We start from the raw sequence: 12,687 nt of genomic DNA, 5'->3' as shown, positions 1-12,687 counted from the left end.
GGAACGGTATTCCCTCAGCGGCCGACGTCGGCTTTTCCCGGTTCATACGCGGCGTTAAGCGTCTCCGCTCCGCTCATTACGGAGCGAGCGAGGGCTTCGTCGTGGCGCAAGACAAAGCGGGCGCGTGAGACTTGGCTTGCTTCGGTAGAATCCAATCTTTGCAGATTTGCAAAGGTTTTATTGGTTCGCTCGCCCTTCTTTACATCCTTCGTCAGCATCGCCCGCGCCATCGCCCGCTGCCCGGCGGACAGGTTCCGGCGCTCGAATTTCCTCGGCCGGAACGTTTGCGACGCGGACGGCGGTGACTTGTGGCGCTCGGACATGCCAGCTTGGCGTGCCGCGTCGGTCCTAGTGGGAACTTTGGTGCCGCCGCCGTCAGTAATGTTTTGGTTTGCGCCGTGCGCCGGCTCGAACTCCTTCAGCAGCTCGCCCGAACGCTTTATGGCGCGTGACCGAATCCGGATGGCGTAGTTTTCAAGCGTCTTGTCGTCAGCCTGCCGGGCATAGGAGGCGAGGGCTCCGGCGGCGGCACTGGTTCAAGGCGGCTCGGTTCGCAGCCGGCATTGATGCCGCCGGTGTTCATCACCGCCGGCTCACCGGTCTTCGGATGAATGAACGTCCGGTTCATACTGGAATTAATTCCAGTATCCTCGCGCGGCTCTAATTCCACTCTCATTTTCGCTACTAGGGGATGCCCAACCCGGCAGCGCCGGGCGATCTCCCGGTCTGACCACTGCCGCCATTCCACGTCCCGCAGGTTGGAATGAATGATATACCCCTTTTGGACAGATGTTCGCCGTGCGCCAACGCGATTACGATATTTCGCGCGACATGGCGGAGATGGGGGCATGCGTCCGAATTATCGCAATCCGCAGAAGAAATCGGGGCTTCTCAAGTTTCCGGGTTTGGTCATCGGCGCGGTCGCGTTTGGTGCGGCCGGCGGCTGGACCGCGAGCGACTTGCTGGCCTCATGGAGCGCTGCTGGCGGCTCCGGGCAATCGTGCACGATCAAGGGCAATATCAGCATCAACACCGGCGAGCGCATCTTCCACGTGCCGGGCCAGCGGTATTACGCACAGACGAAGATCAGCCCCCAGTATGGAGAACGTTGGTTCTGCTCGGAATTCGAAGCCTGGGCGGCCGGCTGGCGGAAATCGAAATCGTGATGCGTTGACGTGCGGCAACTGATCATGGCCGAGAACGTAGAGCGGCGGCACATGACCAAGGGCGCCCGCGCGATGGCCGTCGCGATGCTTTACCCCCAGACTGAACGAGGGCGAGGGAAAAAAGACCCTGCAAAAAATGCCCAGAAAGTGGGGCTTTTTGGCAATGAACTCCTCCGCCAAGCTCGCACTGTTCTCGATCATTCCAGGCCCCTGGCCGAGTCCGTGCTTGCCGGGGTCAAGCCGCTCGACGTCGCCGGAGATGATCAGAGAGCGGTCAGTTTTGGCCCTGAGGCGTTCGCCGGAAGCCCAGGAGGACCCACCGGATCGCGACACCGATGCACAACAGAATGATGGGAGGAAAGATCATCCACTGGATCATGCTGATGGTGTTTTCCTGGCGCGCGCTCCCCATCCTAGCGCTCTGTATGGCTCTGGCACGGTCCATGTAGCCCTCGATCGCCTTAATGTGCTGTTCATGCGGAATCGTGGCGGGAAGGAAGTGATACGTGATGAAGCTTGGTGTTTCATCTATCGTGATCTCATATTTCACCAACTCGCCTTCACCCTTGCGCCGATCTGCTTCGCCGAAGTCATTGGAATACTCCTCCATAAGCTTCGGTGGTTTGGAGGTATCCAGATCGTACAAATAACCAGCCGATTTCAGGTAAGGTCTCTCGATTGAGCTATAGCTAAACAACCCGACCGTGATCACCCACAGAATAGAAATCAGCATCCATGTTCGGAAGAAACCTCGCGACCAATTCACATCCCAGCCCCCAGTGATATTGTCGTGATCTAAGACCGACTATTTACAGAAGTGCAAGGTGGGTAAGGCCGGCCCTAGGCGGCCATCTCCGCGCACTGCTGCCTTCCCCCGGCCTTTATGCACGAAGCGCGCTGGCGGCCCCGTGGGAGGCAAAGCCGGGCATCAGCGCCGGGTGGACAGGTTCCAGTATTCACAGAGCAGATCGAGGAGTTCGCGGAGGTCGCGGGCGGCCTTCAGCTTTGCCCGCTTGCTGCTACCTGGGCCGACGATCTCACCGAGGGAATAGCCCTCCCCGCATATCCGGGACACCAGCCAGTAGCCCTTGTCGCCGAGCAGAGGTCGAATCCGACGAAGCTCCTCTGCTGCGTGCATCTGGCGGTGACCGATCGGGTCCGCACGACCGCCGCCGTCCACCGGCTCTCGGCCGTAATCGATAGCCCGTGTGCTCCGGCACATCGCTTCCCACAAGGCGCGGAACCTCGTCGCGGCGGCGAGCTGAGCAGCGTCGATCCGGCCGCGTGAGGCCAGCATCGTGATGGCACTTTCCTTGATGTTGACGATCGCCGGAACGGTTCGGGGGTTGCTCACGTCCCCGTCATGCGCCGGGGTGTAGTACGGATTCGGGATCGTCACCGCACGCAAGGAGCGATGCGGATCGGAGGACGGCGTTCTTTTCGATGGCGCAGGCATGGGGGAAGAATGACAGAACACCAAGGGCAGGAAAAGAGAGACGCAGCCGGGGTTTTGGCCGGCGTCTATGTGCCATCCTATGTGCCGTGGAGCTGCCGTGAGCCCAAAGAGCCTCGCGGAAATTCGTTGTAATTGTTGGTAAAATTTTGTGGCACATGAATGGCACATAAAAGACCCCGGAAGTCCGGGGCCCTTTGCTAAGCCGCTGTTTTTAGTGGAGAATTTTTTGGAGGCCTCGCCCGGAATTGAACCGGGGTACAAGGATTTGCAGTCCTCTGCGTCACCACTCCGCCACGAGGCCTCACATGCTCATCATCTGAGCCGTGGCGAGCGTTTAGAATGATCGTAAGGAAATCGCAAGAGGGCATTTTGCAAAAACGCCATTCCGCGGCAGCCGAGAAGACCATTTTTCCATCCCGGGACACGCCGCGGCCCAGGCTGAAACTTCCTCTCGGCGATCACGCCCTGTTTCGCACCAACCACAGCATTTGAACCAACTCTTAACTTGACTTCGGACGCCTACCCGCCATCTTCCGCCCCGGGAGGGTATAGGAGCTGCTGTATGAAATGGGCTGCCCTCAAGTCAAATCAGGGACGTGCGGCGTATAACGCCGAAACCGGCGATCTCCGCGTAAAGTTCTCCGGTTCCGCGGCGGTACGACATGCCGACATTCCGCCGCATGTCTACCAGAACCTGCTGGAAACGAACGATCCCCATTTCTATTACCAGTACTATATCGCGCCATCGCGCGTCTCGCCGGCTCGTCGAGGGCCGATCTCGATGGTCTCCTACGGACTGAAGCTCGTTCTGCTTCTGGCCGCCTGCAGCCTGTTGATGGCAACCGATCTCGATCCGGGCCATGACGTGATTTTCGAGGAAAGCCAACTGAGATCGAATTAGAACCGCGTGCGCCCCGGGGTCCATGCGTCTCGATCCCGACAGCCTGCAGCGCGCAATCAGGCAACGATGCTGACCGTCGCAAGCGAGGTCCTGCTCCGGGAGCGGTAGCGGCGATCGTCCCGGCCACGGTCGTTCTCGCCGTCGCGCTCATTGCGGCCGTTAAAATTGCGATAGTTGCGAGGCCCGCTATATCCGCCGCCCTGGCCTTGATCGATGACGCAGCCTTCCGGACGGCGGCAAATACCGCCGGCGTCAAATCCGCGGCTGTCGACGGGTTGGGCTCCGGCGGACCTCGCCGAAAGAATCGCCGCCGCTGACAGGACGACAATCAAGAACACTTTCATTACCTCACCCTCGGTAGTGCCGTGTTGGCGCAAGCGATCCGCACTCCCGCGGGGCTCTGCGGTGATCAGCCTCACCCGGCCGGTCTTCCCCGCTTATGCCACCAGACTGCCAGCCGGCGCCGAAGCCTGCGCGCTATGGGAAGGTCATGCGAGAGCACCAGGAGGCCGAGCGGTATCATCCAGAAACCCAGGATCGGAAGAAAGCCCAGGAAGCCGCACAAGACGAGGGCCACGCCGATTGCCATCCGCCCGATGCGCGAACGCGGCATACCGATGCTGAAGGAGCCGAGCATAAGCCTGTGGCTTGCGTGATCGATGCCGAAGCGCCGTGCCCGCACCCTGCGCTTCTCGCTACCCGTGTTCTGGCGATCATCCCTTTTTGTCATTTCCCAGAGATGGGCATAGGCCACCCAAATACAAGTTCATTTCATTTTTTTGAAAAAACCGCTTGGCAAATCGGGCAAGCATTTGTATTAGCCCACTCACACCGCGCCAAGCAGTGATCCCTGGTAGCTCAGCGGTAGAGCATTCGACTGTTAATCGACAGGTCGCCGGTTCGAATCCGGCCCGGGGAGCCATTTCTTAATTGCCTGTTTTGTCGAGAAATCCGAAGACAGGCACTTACTTCCCACCTTCCCTCCCCGCTTTAGCATCCTGTGATAATTCGCGGTTGAAGTTCTGCACCGCACGCAGCTTGGGCGGGCGCTTTCTTTTGTGATGCATGTTTATTCCGAGCGAAATCGGTGCGCCCCGATGGCGCACGCGTTTCTGTCGGAGATGTAAAACGGGTTGTGTTCGCATACAGCCGGTTTCAGACAAGATGCCGGCGATACGGAAGCGTGCCGCCGGCCTGTGAGGCCGACGGCCAAGTGGCCCAGGCACTGCCGCCTAAAAATTGAAGTACACAGTCACACCCGACCGACGGCGATAGGGGGAATAATCGCGATAGCCGTAACGCTCGCGATAATACCGCGGACGGTAGCAAGAGTCGTAGTACCGGCAGTCGCGGGAAGCGTACCGGCGTTTCTTCCAGTGGCCATACGCATGTCCATTACCGTGACGACGGTGTTTGACCTGCTCGACGTCGGAGGTGTGCACAGCTACCGCTTTTGGCACGACGATCGGCATGGCGTTTAGCGGCAGAGCGAAACATGCAGCCAAGACTGACGCTGCGACTGCGGGTAAAAGCTTGTTCATCGGCGCATCCTTTCCAGCCCGCAAGTCTGGGTTAATAGGCATTAACCTAGGATGAACGGCTCTCCGCTGCGGATCGAAGGTGCGCCATACCCCTCTCATAAGTTTTTCAACAAGTACGGTTTATTGGAACGGAGATATTCTGAGTCACCTGGAGCATAAAAAAGGGAAGAGATTGGGAAGAAGATGCTTACGGAGGGTTTTCGACCCCCTGGAGTCCGAAGCAGCGTAACGACTGGTGCGACTAGCGGAATATCCTCTGTCAAATACCGTACAGGAACTTGGCCGAGCCCCTGCCGTTAAGGCGTAGGATCGCACGGGTGTTCCTCGTTTTTTCTGTGCGGTCCGCTCGCCAAGCTTGCCCCGCCACGGCGGGGCATTTTTTCCGAGCGCCGCGGAAGCCAATGTAAATCGATCAATTGACAGCGCCCAACTTGCGACGGGACGCAGCCGAAAGAGATGAGAACGCCCGTCGCGAAATTAGGCGCAGCAGGTCAGCGATTAAGGCTAACGGCGGCCGCTGCGCGGTGCAGGTGAATTACCAGGTCTGGCGATTATACCAATCGTCGATGTCTCTCCTGGTGCGGTCTTTTTCATAGCCGTAGCGCTCTTGGATCTTGCCTTCGAGCTGATCGCGCTTACCGTTGATGACATCAAGATCATCGTCGGTCAGCTTGCCCCATTGCTCCTTGACCTTACCTTTCATCTGCTTCCAGTTACCTTCGACGCGATTCCAATCCATGGTTAGTTCCTCCTATCTTGGGATAGAGGAACGGGGACGAACGATAAGGGTTCCGCTTCAGTCAGCGGTGGCGGTTCCACCTTGCGGAAAAATATTCACACACCACAGATCAATCACAGTGGCCCGCGGATTGACCACGGTAGCATCTCTAATAACTGCACGACCGACCGTTGCCGGGTCGGAAGCCGTCGGCACAGGCCGGGTTCATTGAATCGCCCGGCTGATATCCCGATGCCGAGCCGTATGAGTTTGGTGAGGTCGAGCAGGCTGAGGCAAGGGCGGCCAGAGTAATTGTGCCGGCCGCTAAAAATGCCCGAAATCTCTTCATGTCTACTTCTCCCATTGTCGCCGCGATCGGTGAGCGAGCTCCCCAGGAACAAAGGGAGTCGTTTTCCAAACTTACTCCGAAATCGCTGGCGCTTAGAGATATAGGCACTTCTGCAAGGGACGCAGCTCCAGCAGCGCGTATTCTTGCCGATCGTCATGAATTTTGCGTGCAGGCGGTCCGATATGACCGCCCGTGCTAAGGCATCTCGAATAGCGCTGGCCGCGTACCCCGGAAGCGATGTTCCTTCCGGGGTAGCTTTGTGACGCGGCGCCCGCGCTTACTGACATGCATTTGCAGCATCGGGTTGTGTCGAGCTGTTGCCGGAAGTGGGAGCCGGGTTGCCGGTGCCACCGGCCTGCTGGCGCTGACAGTCGTTCGGGTCGCCGCCGGAGCTGTTCGCACCGGTCGCGCCGGCGCCGATGGTGGAATTTGCGCCGGTGCCGCTGGCGTTGGTATTGCCGGAGCCCGAAGCATCAGTACCAGACGTGGTGCCGCTGCCGGAACCTGAAGCTCCGCCACTGCTACCGCCGCCAGATCCCCCGCCCGATTGGGCCATCGCCGACGTTGCGAGGCCAACCGAAATTGCCGTTACTGCCATTATTTTTAGAAGCATGGTATCCTCCTCGGTGCTTCATTGCCGATAGCAGCAAACAAGAGCCTCTGAAGATTGTTTCGGTTCGAAAGCGTACTGGAACTTCCGCCCTCGCCGATTTTGTTTCCTGAGCTGGATCGCGCGGACTGAGTCTCTGTTCGCGCACGCACCACTCTCGCTGTGCGATCCTTCCTCCATCATCGCTATCCCCTTCAGCGTCTCGCACTGCTGCACGATGGATGCGCGGGACGCCTTCTTTCTTGACTCGGTGGTCATCCGGAACATAATAAGAACATCTGACGAGCGACGGCTATAAACGTGGTTTTTGAAGGAGATCGGGGTCGTGCGTCCGCAGGCAGCTGAAAAACTGGCAGAAGACGCGCTGAAAGGAGAAGTCGACGCAGTCGTCGCTTTTCACGACGGCGACATTCGTGCCGCCATTACCATGCTGCTGCTGGATTGCCGTCACCTGCGACTTCAGCTTGCCCTTCGAGATGGAGGGGTGAGCCGCGGCACGGCATGTGAACGCTCGACGTCTCGCGAAGGAACATGAAACATCGTCGCAGCATCGAGCTCGTGCCGCCTGATCGTCATGCCATTGAAATCGACAAGGCAACGCTGGCGAACCTGCCGGAGTGGTTCGTCATCTACGGCCGTTGCCGTGCTTGCCGCCACCAAGCGCCTATAGACCGGCGGGACGTTGCCTGGCGCTGCGGCCAAAACCTATCCCTCGCCACGCTGGCCAAGCGCCTCAGATGTCGGGAATGCGACAACCGCTCCGCCAACCTGCTGCTCCTTCGGATGCTGCCGCGCGATTGAGGACGTCCCCGCGCGTTGCGCAACGACATAGTCTGCCGGGAACAAACCTCGTGGTTAAAAGTTGTGTGGCATCAACCATGTAACGTCGACTTTGACAGGAGGTCTCTCATGGGTCGCGGTATTCTACTTTGGCTGCTCGGTGTTCCACTGCCTATCATCATTCTTCTGGCTCTGTTTATGCGATAGGAACAGATCATGTCGGTTTCAATGACAGGTTCCGGAGAAGTTGCCACTCCGGTCGAATCCTCCAAATCGGCCATGACATGGGGACCCATCTTCGGCGGCGCAGCCGCCGCCATCGGAGTGACCCTCATCCTTCTGCTTCTGGGATCCGGGCTCGGGCTGACGATGGTGTCTCCCTGGTCGGGGCAAAGCAGTTCGCTCGGAACACTTGGCGTTACGGCGGCAATCTGGCTCGTTCTCGTGCAATGGCTCTCCTCTGCGCTTGGAGGCTATGTTACCGGCCGCTTGCGGACCAAATGGGCGGCCGTCCACACCGATGAGGTGTTCTTCCGGGACACCGCACATGGGTTCTTAAGCTGGGCTCTGGCGACGATCTTTGTCGCCGGGTTCCTCGCATCGTCGCTGTCATCGCTCGCCGGCGCCGGCGCCCAAGCGGTGGGATCGGCCGCACAGGCCGTGGGTTCCACTGCCACAGCCGCCGGTACGGCAGCCGCATCGTCAGCAACGTCGCCGCTGGATCTTTCCACCGCCTATTTCACCGACGCCTTGCTTCGTCCTGATCAGGCGCGTGCGGCGGCCACATCCAATGATGTCGCGGCGACATCGGAAGTCTCCCGCATTCTCCTCAATGGTGCCGCCGAGGGACAAGTTCCCGACGAGGACAAGGCCTATCTTGCCACCATCGTCTCTGCCCGGACCGGTCTTTCCGAAGCCGATGCGCGCGCCCGCGTTGACACGGTTCTGAAACGTGTCGACGACGCCAAGGTCGCCACCCAGAAGGCTGCCGACGAGGCACGCAAGGCCGCTTCCACCACGGCATTGCTTGGATCCCTGTCGCTTCTGGTCGGTGCTTTCATCGCCGCTGCGGCCGCGGCTCTCGGAGGATCGCAGCGCGACGAAGAGGAAGATCTCATCGTCACCCCCCGGGTGTAGAGGATGAGCAATGGGGGCGCGGAAATGCTGTGCCCCCATGTAAACACCCCCGGCTCTCTCACGTCGGATGAGGCGTCATCCAGGCGGCCGCTTTTGTCATACGCTTCGCTCGCGCCGAACACGGGGCCGCCGCAAAGCTTCAGTTCCAACCTTTCGAACTTAGGCTTGCCACGCGATCGGGTGATGGACAAGGCTCCGATCTGCTCCATCTCTGATTACAGGGCTGTGGAGAGCCGTATGCGCTGGCGCTTTCGACAGATTTCTGACCTCGCCGCCTCCTGGGCAGGACATCGTGTGCTGCCCGTCGCGCTGATCGCGTTCGTTGTCATATGGACGGCGGTCGGTCTGAACTTTTCCTTTCCTCGGCGGTGGTTTTTGCTGACCAATACTTTCTGCACGCTCATCGCGTTCTTTGTAGTGCTGCTGGTGCAACACGCCCAAAATCGAGACACGAAGGCGCTCCATGCCAAGCTTGACGAACTCATCCGTTCAAGCGAGGCGGGAAACCACTGGATTGCGGCCGAGAAGAGAGATGCCGACGCCATCGAGGCTATGCGCCGGCAACACCAAGCACAGATTTCGGAAAGGCAAGCCTGAAGCGCGACGGATTTAGGCGGATGTTGCCTCTGCGTCAGATTTCTCCTCCGCTTTCTCCTCGACGCATTCGGCCTTTTCAGCGAGCGACTTGCTCATTTCCCTCAGTTCGCCCTCATCCAGCTTTTCGATGCCGACGAATTTATTGGCGGCCTGGCTCGTGAGAATGAGCTCGTCGAGCTTGGCCTGCAGAGCCTTTCCATCACGGTTCTGAGTGTTCTGCAGCACAAACACCATCAGAAAGGTGATGATGGTGGTCGTCGTGTTGATCACAAGCTGCCAGGTTTCAGAATAGTCGAAATAGGGTCCGGTAACCGCCCAGGCGAGGACGAGCGCCAGAGCGGCGACAAAGGTATATGGTCTTCCCGAAAGCTCGGCGACGGCGGTTGAAAAAGAAGAGAAGAAGTTTGATTTGTTCGACATTTGAGCAGGCTCCCGCGTCGTCAATGCTGTCATTCGACAAATCAACTCCAGATCCGGGCGGAAGTTCCTCATGCCGTAGGACCCGTCTGGGGGTGGGCGGCGGCTCAATCTTCGAAGTTGCCGCCACAGCACATTGCATTAAACCAATGCACGTGGACGGCCTTAAATCGTTGTACTTAAAAACATTCTCTTCACAGCCGCTGCGTGCCTCCGGCGACCTGCATCAGCCTTTCTGAGATTTCGCAACTGCCCGTTTTTGGTGGCTTAGGACGAGCTCGATCTGGACATCTTGTTGAAACTCCAGCACTCGCTGACCGACCTCACTCTCCGACATCCCTGCGGCCAAAAGCTGATCGGCGAGTCTGCGGCATTCGCTCTTCCAGAATTCGATCGCTTCGGCGCCATGCCGGCGGCCGAGCTCTCGGGCGCAGCGCTCGATATTGGCGATTCCGGTTCCGGAGGGAAAGGCGATAACCTTGCCTTCATGAGAGATAGCAGGGCGGCGGGTCGTTTCAGTGGCCATCGAACACAGGTTTCCTTTGATCCTATATGTTGTCTACGGGACGATGGTTAATGCTTTCTATTCATTTGACTGGTTCGGCGGCAAGACGTGGTGCCGCGTGGTCAAATCGCAGTGTCTTCGACCTTGACGGCGGCACGCCGATGCGCCGACAGTCGTGACCGACACCTCAGCCAGCAGAGACCAATGATGACAATAACCGCCGCCCCCCGCGACTTCCTGAAAAGCCTGTTCGACGCGGCGGTTCGTGCCGCCGATCCTCTGACCGGCATAAAGGCGCGCCTGCCGAAGAAGCCGAAAGGCAGAACCGTGGTGATCGGCGCCGGCAAGGGTGCGGCGCAAATGGCGCAGGCGCTCGAAAGCGTCTGGGACGGCCCGTTCGAGGGACTGGTAGTTACCAGATACGGCTATGGCTGCGACACGCGCCACACCGAGATCATCGAGGCCGCCCACCCTGTGCCCGATGCGGCGGGGCTTGCCGCGGCAAGACGGTTGATGGAAACGGTGAACCGGCTGACGGAAGACGATCTGGTGATTGCCCTGATCTGCGGCGGCGGCTCGGCGCTGCTACCGGCCCCGCCGGAGGGGCTGACCCTTGAAGACGAGATCGAACTCAACGAAATGCTGCTTGCTTCGGGTGCGCCGATCTCGGCGATGAATATCGTGCGCAAGCATCTCTCCACCATCAAAGGCGGCAGACTTGCGGCGGCGACGAAAGCGAGGGTCGTCAGCCTGATCGTTTCCGATATTCCGGGCGATAATCCCGCCCATGTCGCCTCCGGGCCGACCGTGCCCGACGGTTCGACTCGGCACGAGGCCCTCGAGATTATCAGGCAATACGGATTGCAGCTGCCGCAGGCTGCCCTCGATCATCTGAACTCGCCGAAGGCCGATGCGCCGCGGCCGGACGATCCGGTGTTTTCACGGCACGAGCATCACGTCATCGCCTCGGCCGGCGTATCGCTGGAGGCGGCGGCCGCCCAGGCGAAAGAGCATGGCATCGAACCGGCGATCCTTTCGGATGCGATCGAAGGTGAATCGCGCGACGTGGCGCAGGTGCATGCGGCGATCGCCCGTGAAGTGCTCGGCCGGAACAGGCCTTTTTCGAAGCCGGTCGTCATCCTGTCCGGTGGCGAGACGACGGTGACGCTCCGGGCCAAGGGCGGCAGGGGTGGGCGCAACGGCGAATTCGCGCTCGCCATGGCGCTCGCGATCAACGGACAGGAAGGCATTCATCTCCTTGCTGCCGACACGGACGGCATCGACGGCTCGGAGGACAATGCCGGCGCCTTTGTCGATGGCGGCACGGTCAAGCGCCTTCGCGCCGCCGGGCTCGATGCGCGGCGGCTGCTGGACGGCAATGACAGCTATTCGGGCTTTGCTGCCGTCGGCGATCTCTTCGAGACAGGCCCGACCGGCACCAATGTCAATGATTTCAGAGCCATCCTGATCGCTTGAGACCCGGCCGGATCACGTCTTGATCCGCCCCTGCCCCACCAGCCAGCCGACCGATTCCTGCACTGCCTGCAGCGACGTATATCGCGGCGCATAACCGAGCAGGCGTCGGGCTTTGGCAATCGAGCAATTTGGACTGCGGGCAATATACTCCCATGTCGCCTCCGCATCCTCGGCCGTCTGGCCTTCGGCCCAGGCATCGAAAGGCGCGAAGGTGAGCCTCGGCTCCCGCCCGAACCAGCGCGACATGGCTTCCGCATATCCGCGAAGGGTCAGGGCCTGCTCGGCAACTGCGTGGAAACTCTCACCGATCGACGCGTTCCAGTGGGCAATTGCATCCATGAACATCGCCGCCACGTCATCGGCGTGGACGTGATGAACGGTCTCCAGGCCGAAATTGGGCAGGGTCAGGGTTTCGCCCCGAGCAAGGGTCGAGAAGACCTCCAGGTTGAAGTTGCCGGCCGGATTGAGCGGCGCCCACCCGGTGCCGACGATATGGCCAGGGTGGATGATGGTTGCCGGGAAGCCTTGCAGCCTTGCCTGCTGCAGCAAATAGGTTTCGATCGCCGCCTTCTGAATACCATAGTCACCGAACGGAGACTTTGGGGCTTCCTCGCGGGTTGGCACAGACACGGGATAGCCATGTGTCCAGATCGTGCCGGTGTGCAGGAAGTGTCCGACATGCCCGGACAAGGCCGTCACCAGCTGCTCGGCACTTGCCAGCGTGAAGCAGATCATGTCGATGACGATATCGGCTTTCAATGCGCGCACGGCCGGGCCGAATTCGCCGGCCCGCTCCATCCCGGCTCGATCCATCCGGCGCTGGTCGACGGAGTCCCAAGCGCGGTTTTCCATATAAGGTTTTGCCGCGCCGCGGCTGATGGTGACGACGTCGTGACCTGCCTCCACCAGGCGCGGAACGAGATAGGTTCCGACATGGCCCGTCGCCCCGATGACCAAAACCCGCATTGTCGTTCCTCCGTTGGCGTGATCCGCACCGACTATGCTGCGCCGGCCCAAGATCCTGCAAGCGGAGT

General features: G+C 59.8%; 19 protein-coding genes and 2 tRNA genes. 8 read left to right on the top strand and 13 right to left on the bottom strand.

Going from position 1 to position 12,687, the window contains the following annotated elements:
- Positions 1-14 precede the first annotated feature (14 nt).
- Complete coding sequence (locus tag N2597_RS07500; RefSeq protein WP_183596579.1) at positions 15-323, bottom strand: hypothetical protein; 309 nt, start codon at positions 321-323, stop codon at positions 15-17.
- A 525-nt stretch (positions 324-848) separates the two neighbouring features.
- Between N2597_RS07500 and N2597_RS07495 the strand changes: the two genes are divergently transcribed.
- Positions 849-1,166 (top strand): sunset domain-containing protein, encoded by a 318-nt coding sequence (locus N2597_RS07495; protein WP_183596582.1) that lies wholly within the window; start codon positions 849-851, stop codon positions 1,164-1,166.
- 274 nt (positions 1,167-1,440) lie between these two features.
- Here the strand turns inward: N2597_RS07495 and N2597_RS07490 are convergent, their stop codons facing one another.
- From N2597_RS07490 to N2597_RS07480, 3 genes are all read right to left on the bottom strand, one after another.
- Positions 1,441-1,899, bottom strand: a complete 459-nt coding sequence (locus tag N2597_RS07490; RefSeq protein WP_183596585.1) for a hypothetical protein — start codon at positions 1,897-1,899, stop codon at positions 1,441-1,443.
- Positions 1,900-2,094: 195 nt separating this feature from the next.
- Entirely contained in the window at positions 2,095-2,622 is a 528-nt protein-coding gene (locus tag N2597_RS07485; protein ID WP_183596588.1) for a hypothetical protein, read from the bottom strand.
- Positions 2,623-2,849: 227 nt separating this feature from the next.
- Positions 2,850-2,923, bottom strand: a tRNA-Cys gene (locus tag N2597_RS07480).
- A gap of 261 nt (positions 2,924-3,184) precedes the next feature.
- Between N2597_RS07480 and N2597_RS07475 the strand changes: the two genes are divergently transcribed.
- Positions 3,185-3,523 (top strand): KTSC domain-containing protein, encoded by a 339-nt coding sequence (locus tag N2597_RS07475; RefSeq protein WP_009995503.1) that lies wholly within the window; start codon positions 3,185-3,187, stop codon positions 3,521-3,523.
- Positions 3,524-3,579: 56 nt separating this feature from the next.
- Here the strand turns inward: N2597_RS07475 and N2597_RS07470 are convergent, their stop codons facing one another.
- Positions 3,580-3,867, bottom strand: a complete 288-nt coding sequence (locus N2597_RS07470; protein ID WP_009995501.1) for a hypothetical protein — start codon at positions 3,865-3,867, stop codon at positions 3,580-3,582.
- 71 nt (positions 3,868-3,938) lie between these two features.
- On the bottom strand, positions 3,939-4,253 hold the full coding sequence (locus N2597_RS07465; protein WP_077994101.1) for a PGPGW domain-containing protein: 315 nt from the start codon (positions 4,251-4,253) through the stop codon (positions 3,939-3,941).
- Positions 4,254-4,370: 117 nt separating this feature from the next.
- On the opposite strand from N2597_RS07465, the gene N2597_RS07460 reads away from it, so the two are divergent.
- Positions 4,371-4,445: transfer RNA gene (locus N2597_RS07460), tRNA-Asn, on the top strand.
- 310 nt (positions 4,446-4,755) lie between these two features.
- On the opposite strand, the gene N2597_RS07455 is transcribed toward N2597_RS07460, so the two are convergent.
- From N2597_RS07455 to N2597_RS07440, 4 genes are all read right to left on the bottom strand, one after another.
- The gene (locus tag N2597_RS07455) at positions 4,756-5,064 is read right to left on the bottom strand and encodes a hypothetical protein (protein ID WP_077994103.1); all 309 of its coding nucleotides are present in this window, start codon (positions 5,062-5,064) and stop codon (positions 4,756-4,758) included.
- A gap of 535 nt (positions 5,065-5,599) precedes the next feature.
- Positions 5,600-5,803: a CsbD family protein gene (locus N2597_RS07450; RefSeq protein ID WP_009986102.1), complete on the bottom strand. Its 204-nt coding sequence runs from the start codon at positions 5,801-5,803 to the stop codon at positions 5,600-5,602.
- Between the two features lie 148 nt (positions 5,804-5,951).
- Positions 5,952-6,131 (bottom strand): hypothetical protein, encoded by a 180-nt coding sequence (locus N2597_RS07445; RefSeq protein WP_096764068.1) that lies wholly within the window; start codon positions 6,129-6,131, stop codon positions 5,952-5,954.
- A gap of 277 nt (positions 6,132-6,408) precedes the next feature.
- Complete coding sequence (locus N2597_RS07440; protein ID WP_096764069.1) at positions 6,409-6,744, bottom strand: oxidoreductase; 336 nt, start codon at positions 6,742-6,744, stop codon at positions 6,409-6,411.
- Positions 6,745-7,066: 322 nt separating this feature from the next.
- On the opposite strand from N2597_RS07440, the gene N2597_RS07435 reads away from it, so the two are divergent.
- From N2597_RS07435 to N2597_RS07420, 4 genes are all read left to right on the top strand, one after another.
- Positions 7,067-7,276, top strand: a complete 210-nt coding sequence (locus N2597_RS07435) for a hypothetical protein (protein ID WP_183596591.1) — start codon at positions 7,067-7,069, stop codon at positions 7,274-7,276.
- Positions 7,273-7,542 carry a hypothetical protein gene (locus N2597_RS07430; protein ID WP_183596593.1) on the top strand — a complete coding sequence of 90 codons (270 nt, stop codon included), beginning with the start codon at positions 7,273-7,275 and terminating at the stop codon, positions 7,540-7,542. The genes N2597_RS07435 and N2597_RS07430 overlap by 4 nt, the downstream gene beginning before the upstream one ends.
- Positions 7,543-7,737: 195 nt before the next feature.
- Positions 7,738-8,658 (top strand): hypothetical protein, encoded by a 921-nt coding sequence (locus N2597_RS07425; protein ID WP_038688463.1) that lies wholly within the window; start codon positions 7,738-7,740, stop codon positions 8,656-8,658.
- Positions 8,659-8,895: 237 nt separating this feature from the next.
- Positions 8,896-9,255, top strand: a complete 360-nt coding sequence (locus N2597_RS07420) for a low affinity iron permease family protein (protein ID WP_009996378.1) — start codon at positions 8,896-8,898, stop codon at positions 9,253-9,255.
- Between the two features lie 12 nt (positions 9,256-9,267).
- Here the strand turns inward: N2597_RS07420 and N2597_RS07415 are convergent, their stop codons facing one another.
- Together N2597_RS07415 and N2597_RS07410 are read right to left on the bottom strand one after the other, a co-directional pair.
- Positions 9,268-9,675, bottom strand: coding sequence for a low affinity iron permease family protein (locus N2597_RS07415; RefSeq protein WP_009996380.1), 408 nt, complete (start codon positions 9,673-9,675; stop codon positions 9,268-9,270).
- Positions 9,676-9,898: 223 nt separating this feature from the next.
- Complete coding sequence (locus tag N2597_RS07410) at positions 9,899-10,198, bottom strand: DUF6074 family protein (protein ID WP_038688460.1); 300 nt, start codon at positions 10,196-10,198, stop codon at positions 9,899-9,901.
- A gap of 186 nt (positions 10,199-10,384) precedes the next feature.
- On the opposite strand from N2597_RS07410, the gene N2597_RS07405 reads away from it, so the two are divergent.
- Complete coding sequence (locus tag N2597_RS07405; RefSeq protein WP_096764099.1) at positions 10,385-11,653, top strand: glycerate kinase type-2 family protein; 1,269 nt, start codon at positions 10,385-10,387, stop codon at positions 11,651-11,653.
- Positions 11,654-11,665: 12 nt separating this feature from the next.
- Here the strand turns inward: N2597_RS07405 and N2597_RS07400 are convergent, their stop codons facing one another.
- Entirely contained in the window at positions 11,666-12,619 is a 954-nt protein-coding gene (locus N2597_RS07400) for an NAD-dependent epimerase/dehydratase family protein (RefSeq protein ID WP_183596596.1), read from the bottom strand.
- Positions 12,620-12,687 lie beyond the last annotated feature (68 nt).

It is taken from the genome of Rhizobium sophoriradicis (assembly GCF_025200795.1).
GTDB lineage: Bacteria > Pseudomonadota > Alphaproteobacteria > Rhizobiales > Rhizobiaceae > Rhizobium > Rhizobium sophoriradicis.
The sequence above is the reverse complement of the archived record's forward strand: the minus strand, read 5'-3'. Positions and strand labels throughout refer to the sequence as shown.

Bases quoted from the DNA above. Each gene is read 5' to 3' on its own strand.
- N2597_RS07500 (WP_183596579.1), bottom strand. From the start codon at position 323: ATGTCCGAGCGCCACAAGTCACCGCCGTCCGCGTCGCAAACGTTCCGG.
- N2597_RS07495 (WP_183596582.1), top strand. From the start codon at position 849: ATGCGTCCGAATTATCGCAATCCGCAGAAGAAATCGGGGCTTCTCAAG.
- N2597_RS07490 (WP_183596585.1), bottom strand. From the start codon at position 1,899: ATGCTGATTTCTATTCTGTGGGTGATCACGGTCGGGTTGTTTAGCTAT.
- N2597_RS07485 (WP_183596588.1), bottom strand. From the start codon at position 2,622: ATGCCTGCGCCATCGAAAAGAACGCCGTCCTCCGATCCGCATCGCTCC.
- N2597_RS07475 (WP_009995503.1), top strand. From the start codon at position 3,185: ATGAAATGGGCTGCCCTCAAGTCAAATCAGGGACGTGCGGCGTATAAC.
- N2597_RS07470 (WP_009995501.1), bottom strand. From the start codon at position 3,867: ATGAAAGTGTTCTTGATTGTCGTCCTGTCAGCGGCGGCGATTCTTTCG.
- N2597_RS07465 (WP_077994101.1), bottom strand. From the start codon at position 4,253: ATGACAAAAAGGGATGATCGCCAGAACACGGGTAGCGAGAAGCGCAGG.
- N2597_RS07455 (WP_077994103.1), bottom strand. From the start codon at position 5,064: ATGAACAAGCTTTTACCCGCAGTCGCAGCGTCAGTCTTGGCTGCATGT.
- N2597_RS07450 (WP_009986102.1), bottom strand. From the start codon at position 5,803: ATGGATTGGAATCGCGTCGAAGGTAACTGGAAGCAGATGAAAGGTAAG.
- N2597_RS07445 (WP_096764068.1), bottom strand. From the start codon at position 6,131: ATGAAGAGATTTCGGGCATTTTTAGCGGCCGGCACAATTACTCTGGCC.
- N2597_RS07440 (WP_096764069.1), bottom strand. From the start codon at position 6,744: ATGCTTCTAAAAATAATGGCAGTAACGGCAATTTCGGTTGGCCTCGCA.
- N2597_RS07430 (WP_183596593.1), top strand. From the start codon at position 7,273: ATGAAACATCGTCGCAGCATCGAGCTCGTGCCGCCTGATCGTCATGCC.
- N2597_RS07425 (WP_038688463.1), top strand. From the start codon at position 7,738: ATGTCGGTTTCAATGACAGGTTCCGGAGAAGTTGCCACTCCGGTCGAA.
- N2597_RS07420 (WP_009996378.1), top strand. From the start codon at position 8,896: ATGCGCTGGCGCTTTCGACAGATTTCTGACCTCGCCGCCTCCTGGGCA.
- N2597_RS07415 (WP_009996380.1), bottom strand. From the start codon at position 9,675: ATGTCGAACAAATCAAACTTCTTCTCTTCTTTTTCAACCGCCGTCGCC.
- N2597_RS07410 (WP_038688460.1), bottom strand. From the start codon at position 10,198: ATGGCCACTGAAACGACCCGCCGCCCTGCTATCTCTCATGAAGGCAAG.
- N2597_RS07405 (WP_096764099.1), top strand. From the start codon at position 10,385: ATGACAATAACCGCCGCCCCCCGCGACTTCCTGAAAAGCCTGTTCGAC.
- N2597_RS07400 (WP_183596596.1), bottom strand. From the start codon at position 12,619: ATGCGGGTTTTGGTCATCGGGGCGACGGGCCATGTCGGAACCTATCTC.